The sequence below is a fragment of the Streptomyces sp. NPDC088817 genome, assembly GCF_044750345.1.
Taxonomy (GTDB): domain Bacteria; phylum Actinomycetota; class Actinomycetes; order Streptomycetales; family Streptomycetaceae; genus Streptomyces.
The window spans coordinates 267,155-281,024 of the sequence record NZ_JBIVJN010000001.1 but is presented as its reverse complement, the minus strand read 5'-3'; the positions used below and the strand labels follow the sequence as shown (position 1 = coordinate 281,024).

At 74.3% G+C, this 13,870-nt stretch carries 13 protein-coding genes; 7 read left to right on the top strand and 6 right to left on the bottom strand.

Going from position 1 to position 13,870, the window contains the following annotated elements; translation table 11 throughout:
• Positions 1-139: 139 nt before the first annotated feature.
• From trpC to lgt, 6 genes are all read left to right on the top strand, one after another.
• Positions 140-949 carry an indole-3-glycerol phosphate synthase TrpC gene (gene trpC, locus ACIP4X_RS01300; protein WP_358731271.1) on the top strand — a complete coding sequence of 270 codons (810 nt, stop codon included), beginning with the start codon at positions 140-142 and terminating at the stop codon, positions 947-949.
• 46 nt (positions 950-995) lie between these two features.
• Entirely contained in the window at positions 996-1,184 is a 189-nt protein-coding gene (trpM, locus tag ACIP4X_RS01295) for a tryptophan biosynthesis modulator TrpM (protein ID WP_100569584.1), read from the top strand.
• Between the two features lie 209 nt (positions 1,185-1,393).
• Positions 1,394-2,677: a tryptophan synthase subunit beta gene (trpB, locus tag ACIP4X_RS01290; RefSeq protein WP_358731273.1), complete on the top strand. Its 1,284-nt coding sequence runs from the start codon at positions 1,394-1,396 to the stop codon at positions 2,675-2,677.
• The gene (gene trpA, locus ACIP4X_RS01285) at positions 2,674-3,510 is read left to right on the top strand and encodes a tryptophan synthase subunit alpha (protein WP_358731275.1); all 837 of its coding nucleotides are present in this window, start codon (positions 2,674-2,676) and stop codon (positions 3,508-3,510) included. Before trpB ends, trpA begins: the two co-directional genes overlap by 4 nt.
• A 90-nt stretch (positions 3,511-3,600) precedes the next feature.
• Positions 3,601-4,377 (top strand): DsbA family protein, encoded by a 777-nt coding sequence (locus tag ACIP4X_RS01280; RefSeq protein WP_401346056.1) that lies wholly within the window; start codon positions 3,601-3,603, stop codon positions 4,375-4,377.
• A gap of 84 nt (positions 4,378-4,461) precedes the next feature.
• Positions 4,462-5,469 (top strand): prolipoprotein diacylglyceryl transferase, encoded by a 1,008-nt coding sequence (lgt, locus tag ACIP4X_RS01275; RefSeq protein WP_358731278.1) that lies wholly within the window; start codon positions 4,462-4,464, stop codon positions 5,467-5,469.
• A 57-nt stretch (positions 5,470-5,526) separates the two neighbouring features.
• Here lgt and ACIP4X_RS01270 read toward each other — a convergent pair whose 3' ends face one another.
• Genes ACIP4X_RS01270 through ACIP4X_RS01245 form a run of 6 tightly spaced genes read right to left on the bottom strand, consistent with a single transcriptional unit; the run spans position 5,527 to position 12,502 of the window.
• On the bottom strand, positions 5,527-6,381 hold the full coding sequence (locus tag ACIP4X_RS01270; protein ID WP_358731279.1) for a CoA ester lyase: 855 nt from the start codon (positions 6,379-6,381) through the stop codon (positions 5,527-5,529).
• On the bottom strand, positions 6,378-7,595 hold the full coding sequence (locus tag ACIP4X_RS01265) for a CoA transferase (protein WP_358731280.1): 1,218 nt from the start codon (positions 7,593-7,595) through the stop codon (positions 6,378-6,380). The genes ACIP4X_RS01270 and ACIP4X_RS01265 overlap by 4 nt, the downstream gene beginning before the upstream one ends.
• Positions 7,592-8,983, bottom strand: a complete 1,392-nt coding sequence (locus ACIP4X_RS01260) for an ADP-ribosylglycohydrolase family protein (protein WP_358731282.1) — start codon at positions 8,981-8,983, stop codon at positions 7,592-7,594. The genes ACIP4X_RS01265 and ACIP4X_RS01260 overlap by 4 nt, the downstream gene beginning before the upstream one ends.
• On the bottom strand, positions 8,971-10,158 hold the full coding sequence (locus tag ACIP4X_RS01255; RefSeq protein WP_401346053.1) for an ADP-ribosylglycohydrolase family protein: 1,188 nt from the start codon (positions 10,156-10,158) through the stop codon (positions 8,971-8,973). Before ACIP4X_RS01255 ends, ACIP4X_RS01260 begins: the two co-directional genes overlap by 13 nt.
• Entirely contained in the window at positions 10,155-11,408 is a 1,254-nt protein-coding gene (locus tag ACIP4X_RS01250) for an ADP-ribosylglycohydrolase family protein (protein WP_358731286.1), read from the bottom strand. Before ACIP4X_RS01250 ends, ACIP4X_RS01255 begins: the two co-directional genes overlap by 4 nt.
• A complete protein-coding gene (locus ACIP4X_RS01245; protein WP_358731287.1) occupies positions 11,405-12,502 on the bottom strand; it encodes an ADP-ribosylglycohydrolase family protein in 1,098 nt (365 codons plus the stop codon). Before ACIP4X_RS01245 ends, ACIP4X_RS01250 begins: the two co-directional genes overlap by 4 nt.
• A 285-nt stretch (positions 12,503-12,787) precedes the next feature.
• On the opposite strand from ACIP4X_RS01245, the gene ACIP4X_RS01240 reads away from it, so the two are divergent.
• The gene (locus tag ACIP4X_RS01240; protein WP_391453575.1) at positions 12,788-13,519 is read left to right on the top strand and encodes a VIT1/CCC1 transporter family protein; all 732 of its coding nucleotides are present in this window, start codon (positions 12,788-12,790) and stop codon (positions 13,517-13,519) included.
• Positions 13,520-13,870: the final 351 nt, after the last annotated feature.

The window sequence follows — 13,870 nt, the reverse complement described above, 5'->3', positions numbered from 1 at the left end:
CCGGATGCGAGGTCGGTGCCCGCCTCCGGATACCATCGCAAGTACCACCGGTCCCGCCCGCCTGATCGGTTTCGCGGCGGGCCACCGGGGGCCGCAAGACCCGCTGGAACAGTCCACCGCCCGGAAGGGGGCCGCTCGCGTGAGTGTGCTCGACGAGATCATCGACGGAGTCCGTGCCGACCTTTCGGAGCGGCAGGCGCGCGTCAGCCTCGACGAGCTCAAGGAGCGCGCGGCGAAGGCACCCGCGGCCAAGGACGGCGCGGCCGCGCTGCGCGGCGACGGCGTCAAGGTCATCTGCGAGGTCAAGCGCTCCAGCCCGTCCAAGGGCGCGCTGGCCGCGATCGCCGACCCGGCCGGGCTCGCCGCGGACTACGAGGCGGGCGGCGCCGCCGTCATCTCCGTGCTGACCGAGCAGCGCCGCTTCGGCGGCTCCCTCGCCGACCTGGAGGCGGTCCGCGCGCGCGTGGACATCCCGGTCCTGCGCAAGGACTTCATCGTCACCTCGTACCAGCTCTGGGAGGCCCGCGCCCACGGCGCCGACCTCGCCCTGCTGATCGTCGCCGCCCTGGACCAGCCGGCCCTGGAGTCGCTGATCGAGCGCGCGGTGTCCATCGGACTCACCCCGCTCGTCGAGGTCCACGACGAGGAGGAGGTCGAGCGTGCGGTGGACGCGGGCGCCAAGGTGATCGGCGTCAACGCGCGCAACCTGAAGACCCTCGAGGTCGACCGCGACACCTTCGAGCGGGTGGCCCCGGAGATCCCCGACGGCCTCGTCAAGATCGCCGAGTCCGGCGTGCGCGGCCCGCACGACCTCATCGCCTACGCCAACGCCGGGGCCGACGCGGTCCTGGTCGGGGAGTCCCTCGTCACCGGCCGCGACCCGAAGACGGCGGTCGCCGACCTGGTGGCGGCCGGGGCGCACCCCGCGCTGCGGCACGGCCGGAGCTGAGCACGCCGCTCACCCGAGCGGCCGTACGCCGGTAGAGTGTGCCCCGATGACCCTCCCGATCGCCGAACCCGCCAGGGACCCGTACGCCCGCCTCGCGCGCGGCTGCCGGCCCCGGGGCTGCCGCGCGCCCGCACGCCGTGTGCACGGCCGCCGGGTGCGGTACGTCATCGGCGACGAACCGGGCCAGGTCAACGGCATGCGATGGCGTCGCCCGCGTGCGCGCCACCAGCGGTGAGCTGAGCCCCGTCGTCCGGTCCGAGGACCCCCGCCGGTCTCCGCCGCTCCCGGCCCCTGCCGCCGTACCGCGACCGCGGTCCGGCCGCCGGCCCGGTGGCCCGCCCGCCGGCACCCGTGCCCGCACAGCCGGAGCACGGCACGCGCACGCGACCACCGTGACCCTCAGACCGACCGATCCCGGGGCAGACGCCCCTGTGAGGTATCCGCATGCCCAGTGAGTTCTTCATTCCCGACCCGGAGGGCCAGGTGCCGAGCGCCGAGGGCTACTTCGGCGCGTTCGGCGGCAAGTTCATCCCGGAGGCGCTCGTCGCCGCCGTGGACGAGGTCGCCGTCGAGTACGACAAGGCCAAGGCCGACCCCGAGTTCGCGCGCGAGCTCGACGACCTGCTCGCCCACTACACCGGCCGCCCCAGCGCGCTGACCGAGGTGCCCCGCTTCGCCGAGCACGCGGGCGGCGCCCGTGTGTTCCTCAAGCGCGAGGACCTCAACCACACCGGCTCCCACAAGATCAACAACGTGCTCGGCCAGGCCCTGCTCACCCGGCGCATGGGCAAGACCCGGGTGATCGCCGAGACCGGCGCCGGACAGCACGGCGTCGCCACCGCCACCGCCTGCGCGCTCTTCGGCCTCCAGTGCACGATCTACATGGGTGAGATCGACACGGAGCGGCAGGCCCTGAACGTGGCCCGGATGCGGATGCTCGGCGCCGAGGTCGTCGCCGTGAAGTCCGGCAGCCGCACCCTGAAGGACGCCATCAACGAGGCGTTCCGCGACTGGGTCGCCAACGTCGACCACACCCACTACCTGTTCGGGACCGTCGCCGGACCGCACCCCTTCCCGGCCATGGTCCGCGACTTCCACCGGGTCATCGGCGTCGAGGCGCGCCGCCAGCTCCTCGAGCGCGCCGGACGCCTGCCCGACGCGGCCGTCGCCTGTGTCGGCGGCGGCTCCAACGCCATCGGCCTCTTCCACGCCTTCATCCCGGACGGCGGCGTCCGCCTCATCGGCTGCGAGCCCGCCGGGCACGGCGTCGACACCGGCGAGCACGCGGCCACCCTGACCGCGGGCGAGCCCGGCATCCTGCACGGCTCGCGCTCCTACGTCCTCCAGGACGACGAGGGCCAGATCACCGAGCCGTACTCCATCTCCGCCGGCCTCGACTACCCCGGCATCGGCCCCGAGCACTCCTACCTCAAGGACTCCGGCCGCGGCGAGTACCGCGCGATCACCGACGACGCGGCCATGCAGGCGCTGCGCCTGCTGTCGCGGACCGAGGGCATCATCCCGGCGATCGAGAGCGCGCACGCGCTGGCCGGCGCCCTGGAAGTGGGCCGTGAACTGGGCCGGGACGGGCTGATCGTGGTCAACCTCTCCGGCCGCGGCGACAAGGACATGGACACCGCCGCCCGCTACTTCGGCCTCTACGACACCGACGCCGAGGTGGCCGCCGACGCAGCCGACACCGCCGAGATCGAGGGGGACGCCAAGTGAGCGGGACCGTGACGACCGGTGGACAGGCCCGGCTGCTGGCCGACACCCTGGCCACCGCCAAGGCGGAGGGCCGGTCCGCCCTCATCGCCTATCTTCCGGCCGGGTTCCCGACCGTGGACGGCGGCATCGAGGCGATCAAGGCCGTCTTCGACGGCGGCGCCGACGTCGTCGAGGTCGGGCTGCCGCACAGCGACCCGGTCCTGGACGGTCCGGTCATCCAGACCGCGGACGACATCGCGCTGCGCGGCGGTGTCAGGATCGCGGACGTCATGCGCACGGTGAAGGAGGCCCACGCGGCCACCGGCAAGCCGGTGCTCGTCATGACGTACTGGAACCCGGTCGACCGCTACGGCGTCGAGCGGTTCACCGCCGAACTCGCCGCGGCGGGCGGCGCCGGCTGCATCCTGCCGGACCTGCCGGTCCAGGAGTCGGCCCTGTGGCGGGAGCACGCCGAGAAGCACGGCCTGGCGACGGTGTTCGTCGTCGCGCCCAGCAGCAGGGACGAGCGCCTCGCCGAGATCACCGCGGCCGGCTCCGGATTCGTCTACGCCGCCTCCCTGATGGGCGTCACCGGCACCCGTGAGTCGGTGGGCACACAGGCCCAGGACCTGGTGGAACGCACCCGGGCCACCGGCACCGGCCTGCCCGTCTGCGTCGGCCTCGGCGTGTCCAACCGCGCCCAGGCCGCCGAGGTCGCCGGCTTCGCCGACGGAGTGATCGTCGGTTCGGCCTTCGTCAAGCGGATGCTGGAGGCCCCGGACCCGGCCGCCGGCGTCGAGGCAGTCCGCGCCCTCGCGGGCGAGCTGGCGAGCGGGGTGCGCGGACAGGCGTAACCGACGGCCGCGGCACATCCTTCGATCGCCCGAACGGGTGGTCCTGGCACCGGGGAGGCGCAATGCGCCTCCCCGGTTCGTTCAGGGGGTGTGAGCGAGAAGAACCATCAGGGAAAGCGCGGCGCCCGGCAGCGTCTGGCGGCCGAGCGTGAGAAGCAGAAGGCCTCGGAGAGGCGACGGCGGACGCTGATCGTGGCCGCGACCGTCGTCTGCGTCCTGGGCCTGGCGGCGGTGATCGGCGTCGTCGCCGCCAACTCCGGCAAGCACAGGAGCAGCGGCGCGGCGGGCCCGGTCGTGGTGCCCTCCGGCGCTCAGGGCAAGGACAGCCTGGCGATCCCGGTCGGCCCGGGCGGAGCCAGGTCGACGCTCACCGTGTGGGAGGACTTCCGCTGCCCGGCCTGCCAGGCCTTCGAGACGATGTACCGGCCGACGATCCGGGAGCTGACCGAGGCCGGCAAGCTCAGGGTCGAGTACCACCTGGTCAGACTGATCGACGGCAACCTCGGGGGCACGGGCTCCCTGCGCGCGGCCAACGCGGCGGCCTGCGCCCAGGACGCCGGAAAGTTCCCCGCCTACCACGACGTGCTCTACCAGCACCAGCCCCACGAGACCGACGACGCCTTCGCGGACAACGACAAGCTCATCGGGCTCGCGGGCAAGGTGAGCGGCCTGAACACCCCGGCCTTCGACAAGTGCGTACGCGACGGCACGCACGACAGCTGGGTCGACAAGTCCCACCAGGCCTTCCAGTCCGGCAGCTTCTCGGGCACCCCGACCGTCCTGCTGAACGGGAAGAACATCCTCCAGGACCGGACGATGACCCCGGCGAAGCTGAAGCAGATGGTGGAAGCGGCCGCCAGCAAATGAGTGAGGCACGAGCCGCCCGTTATGGACCCGTAGCCGGGCCGCTTGCCGTGGCCCCGCACCGGCTGCGGTAGCGTCGACCCTGCCATGGAACTTGCCTACATTCCCAGCCCGTCGCGCGGGGTGCTGTACCTCGGTCCCATTCCGCTGCGCGGCTACGCCTTCAGCATCCTCGTCGGCCTCTTCGTCGCCCTCTGGATCGTCGACCGCCGGTGGGTCGCGCGTGGTGGCAAGAAGGGCACCGCCTGGGACATCGCCGTCTGGGCCGTCCCGTTCGGCCTGGTGGGCGGTCGCCTCTACCACGTCATCACCGACTACGAGCTCTATTTCGGTGACGGGCGGAACTGGGTCGACGCCTTCAAGGTCTGGGAGGGCGGACTCGGCATCTGGGGCGCCGTCGCGCTGGGCGCGCTCGGTGCCTGGGTCGGCTGCCGGCGCCGGGGCATCGCGCTGCCGCCGTACGCCGACGCCGTGGCCCCCGGACTGGCGATCGCGCAGGCGTTCGGGCGCTGGGGCAACTGGTTCAACCAGGAGCTGTACGGCCGGGAGACGCACGTCCCGTGGGCGCTGCACATCACGTCCTCGGCGGACGGCCGCGTTCCGGGGTACTACCACCCGACGTTCCTGTACGAGTCGCTGTGGTGCGTCGGTGTCGCGCTGCTGGTGATCTGGGCCGACCGCCGTTTCAAGCTGGGTCACGGACGGGCGTTCGCGCTGTACGTCGCCGCGTACTGCACGGGCCGGTTCTGGATCGAGTACATGCGGGTCGACGAGGCCCACCACATCCTCGGCCTGCGGCTGAACAACTGGACCGCGCTGATCCTCTTCCTCGCGGCCGTGGCCTACATGATCGTCTCGGCCCGGCTCCGGCCCGGCCGCGAGGAGACGGTCGAGCCGGACCTGCCGTCCTCCGAGGAGAGCGCCACGACCGCGGCCGGGACGGACACCGAGGACGAGAAGCCGGCCCGGGAGCAGGACGCGGAGGACGCGCCGGGCACCGAGGACACGCGAGCGGCCGCCGACAAGTCCCCCGACGCGGAGGACGGCGCGGCCGACGGCGGGAAGGACGGGGCCGAGACGGTTCGCAAGAACTGAGTCCGGCCGGACATACGGCTACGAGGGCGCCCGGATCACCCGGGCGCCCTCGTCGCGTCAGCACCGCCGGGCCAGGGCGAGGGTGCGCCGGGCCGCCGCCACCACCGCCGCGTCGACGAAACGGCCGTCCGGAAGGGCCTGCGCCCCCCGGTCCGCGGCGGCCGCCTTGACGACCGTCTCGGCCTCCTCCAGCTCCCGGTCGGTCGGCAGATAGGCGCGCTCGATGATCGGGAGCTGTCGCGGGTGGATGGCCGCGCGGCCGAGGAAGCCGAGGGCGCGGCCGTGCGCGCAGGAGGCCGCCAGGCCCTCCAGATCGCGGATGTCGGGGTGCACGGACTGGGTCGGCGGGGCGAGACCGGCCGCGCGGGCGGCGACGACGACCCGGGCGCGGCACCAGTCCAGCCCGGAGTCCTGCCGTACCCCCAGGTCGGCGCGGAGGTCGGCCTCGCCGATCGAGATGCCGCGCAGAGCGGGGTGCGCGCAGGCGATGGTGTGGGCGCGCTCGATGGCCAGCGCGGTCTCCAGGAGGGCGTACAGCGGAGGCCCCGAACCGTCCGCTGGCGGGTCCTGCGCGGTCTCCGTCCGTGCCACGACCCGGGCGACCTGCCCGGCGGACGTCACCTTCGGCAGCCGCAGCCCCGCGAGGCCCGGCCGGGGCGCCACCGCCGCCAGGTCCGCGGCGGCCAGCGGCCCGTCGACCGCGTTGATCCGCACATGCACCGGGACCGGCGGCGGCTCGGTCAGCAGCTCGGCGGTGGCCGCGCGGGCGTACTCCTTGCGCTCCGGGGCGACCGCGTCCTCCAGGTCGACGACCACCACGTCGGCGCCGGAGGCCAGCGCCTTGGCCACGACGTGCGGGCGGTCGCCCGGGGCGTACAGCCAGGTGAGCGGGCAGAAGGCGGTGGCCGTCACAGGGCGCCCTCCGCACGCAGCGCGGCCAGCTCCTCCACGGTGAGGCCGAGCTCGGTCAGGACCGCGTCCGTGTCCGCGCCGTGCGGGCGGCCCGCCCAGCGGATCGCGCCCGGGGTGGCGGAGAGCCGGAAGAGGACGTTCTGCATGCGCATCCGGCCGAGCTCCGGGTCGTGCAGGGTGGTCAGGGTACCGAGGGCCCGGTACTGCGGGTCGGCCATCACGTCCCGTACGTCCTGGATCGGCGCGATCGCCGCCTGGGCCTTCGCGAAGGCGGCCAGGACCTCGGTGCGGGTGTGCCGGGCGATCCAGCCGCCGACCGCCTCGTCGAGCAGGTCGGCGTGCGCGGCCCGCTCCTCGCCGCTCGCGAACCAGGGCTCGTCGATCAGCTCCGGGCGGCCCACCAGCCGCATCACGCGTTCCGCGACCGACTGGGCCGAGGTGGAGACCGCCACCCACGTGCCGTCGCTGGTGCGGTAGGTGTTGCGTGGGGCGTTGTTCCCGGTGCGGTTGCCGGTGCGGGGCTGGATGTAGCCGAGCTGGTCGTACCACAGGGGCTGCGGGCCGAGGACGGTCAGGATCGGCTCGATGATCGCCATGTCCACGATCTGGCCGGTCCCGGTGCGCTCCCGTGCCGTGAGCGCGGTCATCACCGCGTACGCCGTGGCCAGGCCCGCGATCGAGTCGGCGAGCCCGAACGGCGGGAGCGTCGGGGGCGCGTCCGGCTCGCCGGTGATCGCCGCGAACCCGCTCAGCGCCTCCGCCAGGGTGCCGAACCCGGGCCGGGAAGCGTACGGGCCGAACTGCCCGAACCCGGTGACCCGGGCCAGCACCAGGCGCGGATTGGCCGCCGCCAGCTCCGGCCAGCCGAGCTCCCACTTCTCCAGGGTGCCGGGCCGGAAGTTCTCGACGATCACGTCGGCGGTGGCCGCCAGCCGCAGCAGGGTGTCGCGGCCACCGGGTTTCGACAGGTCCAGTGTGATGGTGCGCTTGTTGCGGCCGAGCAGCTTCCACCACAGGCCCACCCCGTCCTTCGACGGCCCGTGGCCCCGGGACGGGTCCGGCTTCACCGGGTGCTCGACCTTGATCACCTCGGCGCCGAAGTCACCGAGCATGGTGGCGGCGATGGGCCCGGCGAAAAGGGTGGCGAGGTCGAGCACGCGCAGACCGGCGAGCGGGCCGCCGCCGTCGGACGCGGTGTCGTCGGGTCCGGTCATGAGGCGGACCCGTCGGCGTCGCCCATGGGGCGGGAGGCCTCCAGGTGCGTGAGGCGGGCCAGCGTGTCGAAGCCGGTGCCGTCGAAGTCGCCCACCGAAGTGGCCAGCCGGTTCTTGAGCGGCGCCGTCCAGCGGTCGGGCAGCGCGCCCGGGGAACCGGCGAGGAGGGCCGCGACACCGCCGGCCGTGGCACCGTTGGAGTCGGTGTCCCAGCCGCCGGAGACGGCACGGCAGACGGAACCGGTGAAGTCGCCGCCGGCGTGGGTCAGCGCGGCGGCGATCAACGCGGTGTTGGGCACGGCGTGCACCCAGTGGAAGTCGGCGTGGACGGCGTGGAGTTCGTCCACGACCCTGTCGAAGTCCTCGTGTTCCCGCGCCAGTCGGACGGCATGGCGCACCGCGCGGGCGAGGCGGGAGCCGGGCGGTACGACGGAAAGCCCGGTGGCCAGGCAGGTGTGGACGTCGTGGGTTCCGGTCGCCGCGGCGGCGATGACGGCGGCGGCGAACATCGCGGCGTAGACGCCGTTCGCGGTGTGCGTCAGGGCGGCGTCGCGGTGGGCCTGAGCCGCCGCAGCCGCCGGATCGCCCGGGTTGGTCCAGCCGTGCACGTCGGCGCGGGTCAGGGCGCCGATCCACTCGCGGAAGGGGTTGCGGTACCGGGCGGTGTACGGGGGTTCGATGCCGAGCAGCAGATTGCGGTAGGCGACGCGTTCGGCGGTGAAGGCGCGGCCGGCGGGGAGTTCGTCCAGCCAGAGGCGGGCGGTGTCGGCGGTCGTGAACCGCTTCCCGTGCCGTTGCAGCAGAAGGAGGTTGAGCAGCGGGTAGTTGAGGTCGTCGTCCTCGGGCATGCCGTCGATGTTCTCGGCCAGGGAATCGGCCGCCGAGCGGCGGTTCCAGGGATACTGGGCGGCCAGGTCCTCGGGCACGCCCCTGGCGGTGAACCAGGTGCGCAGGGGCCAGTTGCCGGTGGCCCGGGCGAGTTGGCGGATACCGGTGAGGGGCAGCTTCTCCACGGGCTTGCCCAGCAGACAGCCCGCGGCCCGGCCGAGCCAGGCAGCCTCCAGGCGCTCGGCGGTCACCGAGGGGGCGGGACCTTTTGGCGGCTGCGGCCAGTCCGGGCACAGCGCCTTGATCGCGGCCGGGTCCGTCGGTTCCGCGTCCGCCAACCGGCTGGGCAGTTCGGCCAGTTCGTCCAGCAGGTCCTCCGCCAGGAGGCGCAGATAGCGGGAGGCGCGCCCCGGGGAGGCGCCCGCGCGGGCCGGGGCCTCGGGGCCGCCCGCCGCGCGCCAGCGGGCGGCGATCGCCGACGGTTCGCGGCCGTCCTGCACCGCCTGGCGCAGTTCGTGGCCGAGCAGGTCCTCCGGCTGGACCCAGGTCAGTCGGAGCATTCCGGGCCTCCCATCCCGGCGAACGCCCGCTCGTGCGCGCGCCGCCGCCGTACGTCCTTCTCGAAGATCTCCCGGGTCACCCCGGCCAGTGTGCGCGCCGGTTCCCACAGGTCCAGGCGGCTGGCCTCGGCCACCGTCTTCGCCCAGTCCCCGGGAACGGGCGAGCCCAGCGCGCCCGCCAGCGCCCCGGCCATCGTCGCGATGGAGTCGCAGTCGCGGCCGTAGTTCACCGCGCCGAGCACGGCCTGCCGGAAGTCGCCGCGCGCCACCGTCAACATGCCGAGCGCGACGGGCAGTTCCTCGATCGCGTGCAGCCGGGAGGGGCGGCGGGCGCCAAGGGACGGGTTGCGGTAGTCCGGCCCGACCGTGTCGTACGGCGCCACCGCCTCCCGCAGCGGGCCGAGCGCCGACTCGAAGTCCGGGCAGCCGCGGGCCACTTCGCAGACCCGCTCGATCGCGGCGCGGGTGCCGTCCTTCGCCGACGACAGGCACGCCGCCACCACCGAGTCCGGGCTCGCCCCCGGCGCGCACGCCGCCGCCACCGCGGCCGCCAGCACGCCCGCCGCCTCCCGGCCGTAGGAGGACTGGTGGGCGCCCGCGATGTCCAGGCCCTCGGCGTACGCGGCCGCCGGGTTGGCCGCGTTGACCAGGCCCACCGGCGCCATGTACATCGCGGCACCGCAGTTGACGATGTTTCCGACGCCTGCCTCGCGCGGATCGACGTGGCCGTAGTGCAGCCGCGCCACCAGCCACTTCTCCGCCAGGAACACCCGGTGCAGCGGCAGCGCCTCCGCCTGGAGCTCCGGGATCCAGCGCGGGTTCGTCATCAGGTCGGGCACCAGGTGGTCGGCGACCGCGTGGGCGTCGAGGTGGTCGCGGACGCGCCCGTACACCCGGACCAGGGCGTGTGTCATCAAGGTGTCGTCGGTGACGTGGCCGTCGCCCTTGTGGTACGGGGCGATGGGGCGGGCGGTGCGCCACCGCTCGCCGTGCCAGGGGCCGACGACGCCGTGCACGCGGCCGCCGTGCCGCTCCAGGATCTGGTCGGGGGAGTAGCCCTCGACGGGGCCGCCGAGCGCGTCGCCGACGGCCGCTCCGACGAGCGCGCCGGTGATCCGCTCCTCCAGGTCCGCGTCCCGGAGCGCGCCTCGGCTCTGTTCTCTTTTGGGCGTCATGCCCGGAATCCTCCTCCTGGAGGGGCCGGTTGTGCGGCTTCCAGGAGTTCGGCGAGTTCCACCAGGTCGGTTCCGGTGAGGCGGGGCAGCACGCAGCCGGACAGGGTGCGGCAGGCCTCCCGCCAGGACGCCGGGATCGCCTCGCCGCCGCCGAGCGCGCCGGTCAGCGCGCCCGCCAGGGCCGGGGCTGAGTCGGCGACCCGGGACAGGCAGGCCGCGGCCGGCAGCGCCTCGGCGATCCGGCCGTCCGCGGCCGTGGCCAGGGCGAGGGCGACCGGTACGGTCTCGGCGGCGGCGACACCGTAGCTGTAGACGTGGTCGACGATCCGGTGTTCGAGCAGCGGCACGAGCGCGAACGTGCCCTCCGTGTCCCGGGCCAGGCGCAGCGCCAGCCGGGCGTTGCGGCCGATCTCCGTCCGCTCGGGCAGCTCGGCCAGCGCCGCCGCGACGCACACCCCGACCTTCGCGCCCGCCAGCGCCTCGGCGAGCGCCGCCGCCATCGCGCGGGCCCCGTGGACGCCGTCGCCGTCCTGGGTGTAGCGGGCGTCGAACTCGGCCAGGCAGGCCGCGCGCCGGGGGTCGCCCGGGTGGGCGGTGGCCAGCACACAGGCCCGTACGCAGGCGGCGTCGTCGAAGTAGTGCGGGTTGTCGTGCCCGCTGGCGGGCGGGCGCAGTCCGGTCGCCAGGTTGCCGAGCCCGGCCCGCACGGAGATGCGGGCGCGCAGCGGCAGCACCACCGACTCGGCCTCGGGGGCGCGTTCGGCCGCCGCCGCGACCTCGCCGGCGACGGCGTTCCAGGTCAGGTCGATCGCGGCCCGGACCCGCCGCTCCCGGCCGAGGTCGCCGAACGCCTCGTCGTCCCCCGCCCGCAGCAGGGCCTGCGCGGTGAACACCGCCCACTCGGCGTCGTCGGAGGGGCCGAGGCACAGCGGCTCGGGCGGCTGGTTCAGCGCGAGGGGTACCGGAAGGGTCGTCGTCGCGTTCAGCTCGGCGAAGGCGTCCAGCTCCCGGGTGAGACGACGGGTCCACTCCGGCAGCCGGGCGGCCCGGTGCCGCGCGGAGGGCCACCCGGCGGCGTCCCCGGCGGCCAGCCCCAGCAGCAGCCCCTCGACCCGCCGCGTCACGACCGTCTCCCCCCGCGGCCGTCCGGGGAGCCGTGGCTCGGGGCGCGCGTGCGGGCCGGGCGTCGCGAGCGTGTGGTCGCGGTGCACCGGGGGATCGGTGACCGGCACCTCGGTCTGATGGCTCATGTCCGGATCTCCTCGTCGCCCGCGATGAGGGCGTGGGCCGCGCGGTCGGGAACGGGGGGTGCCCCATGACGTGCGGGGGCTTCGTGACGGGGGAGCCACGCGGAGGTACTCGCGGCCACCAGCAGGTCGGCGACGTCCAGTACGTGCCGCCCCGCCATCGCCGGCAGGCAGCTTCCCCGGGCGGGGCCGATGACGCTCGCCCACTCGTCGGGGACGGCCGGGAGACCCTGCGTCGCGCCGGCCAGCGCGCCCGCGACCGCCGCCGTGGTGTCGGCGTCGCGGCCCATGTTGACGGCGGTGAGGACCGCCTCGCGGAAGTCGCCGTCGGCGGCGGCGTACGCGCCGAAGGCGAGGGCGACCGCCTCGGGGGCCAGGTCGGTCCACGGATAGCCGTCGACGACCACCGCGGAGCGGATCGCGCGTTCGCCGCGGTGGGCGGCGGCCGTGGCCCGGCGCAGCGAGCGGGCCGTCCAGGAGCCGTCGGGGACCACGGCGAGGGCGGCGGCCACGACCGCGACCGGCGGCGCGCCCGCCATCGCCGCCGCGACCCCGGCCGCCACCGCCCGGCCGCCGTGGATGCCCTCGCCCTCGTGGCTGACCGAGCCGTCGATCGCCACCAGCCGGGCCGCCTCGGCGGGCCGCCCGGCCGCGAACACGCCGAACGGCGCCGCCCGCATGGCCAGCCCGTCGCTCCAGGCGTGCCGGTGCTGGGCGGAGAAGGGAGCGGCCAGCCCCCGGCGCAGGTTCTCCAGCGTGCCCCGCTCGCTGAACCCGGCCCCGCGGAAGGGGCCCTCCTCGCGGTCGGCGATGAACTCGTGCCAGGCCGCCTCCACCCGGTCCGTGGTGAGCGCGTGGCCGTGCCGGGCCAGCAGCAGCCCGGAGAAGATCGCGTACTCGGTGTCGTCCGTGCCGGCCGGCCGGTCGGCGACGTAACCGGTGATCCGGCCCCAGCGGGCGCGGATCTCGGACGGCGTCAGATTCTCCGCGGGCGCCCCGAGAGCGTCTCCGACGGCGAGACCGAGCAGCGCGCCGCGGGCCCGTTCGCGCGAGACGGCCGGCGCCGGGGTCTGCGGGGCACGGATGGTCGATCCCATGGCGGGCGCTCCTCTCGGGGCGACCCGCAGCGCGGGAGCACCCCAGCGGAAACTGTCCCCGGCGCGGGGCCCGGTGCAGCCTCCGGCACCTCACCATCACCCGTACGACATGTGTGCGGATGGATTCACGGGTGAGCGTTCCAGTGCAAAACCGCAGGTAAGCACAGCCTTCCCTTGCTGGCGGCCGTGAAATGCGGAGCGTAGATTCAGTGTTGTCGAAAAATAGAACTCGTCCAAAAGTCAGCCTTACCTAAGTTCTCGCCCAGCTCCCAGGGGGACCACGCCATGGCCATCATCGACACCGAAGCGACGCTCCACGAGGCGCACCGCGACAACCACACGCACCGCGACGTGAACGGTGGCTGGCTGCGCCCCGCGGTCTTCGGCGCGATGGACGGCCTGGTCTCCAACCTCGCCCTGATGACCGGTGTGGCGGGCGGCGCGCTGGGCCGGCAGACCATTGTCCTCACCGGCCTCGCGGGCCTGGCCGCGGGTGCCTTCTCCATGGCCGCCGGCGAGTACACCTCCGTCGCCTCGCAGCGCGAGCTCGTCGAGGCCGAGCTGGACGTCGAGCGCCGCGAGCTGCGCAAGCACCCCGAGGACGAGGAGCGGGAACTCGCCGCCCTGTACGTCTCGCGCGGAGTGGAGCCCGCACTCGCCCAGGAAGTGGCACGGCAGCTGTCGAAGGACCCCGAGCAGGCCCTTGAGATACACGCCAGGGAGGAGCTGGGGATCGACCCCGGCGACCTGCCGTCCCCGCTGGTCGCCGCGGTGTCGTCGTTCGGCTCGTTCGCGCTCGGCGCGCTCCTGCCGGTGCTGCCCTACCTGCTGGGGGCCACCGTGCTGTGGCCGGCCGTGCTGCTCGCTCTCGTGGGACTGTTCGCCTGCGGCGCCGTGGTGGCCCGGGTGACGGCGCGGAGCTGGTGGTACAGCGGTCTGCGGCAGCTCGCTCTGGGCGGTGCCGCCGCCGGCGTGACCTACGCGCTGGGCACCCTGTTCGGCGCCGCCGTGGGATGACGCGCCGGACTTGTACGGTGTCGGTGTCACAAGTGAGCCAACAGTCGCTCATCCCCTGGTTTCGGCCGTGTGACCACGGGGCATGAGCCGTAGGCACCCTCAGGCAACGAGGCCTGTCGCGCATGCGCAGGGCCGGGCGACGCCGCCCTCCCTGTCCCCTCCGGGCCGACGGACACCGATCCGACCGATCTCGTCCGCCGCCCCCACAGCCTTCACCGCCGGGCGCGGTACCCCCGCCGTCAGCCCGAGGTGCCCGCATGCTGGAACCCGGTTTCCGATTCTTGAGAAACCGTCCATCATGTAATCTGCACGAAATCTCGCATTTCCGGCAGAGGGCCAGCGTCGTCCCTC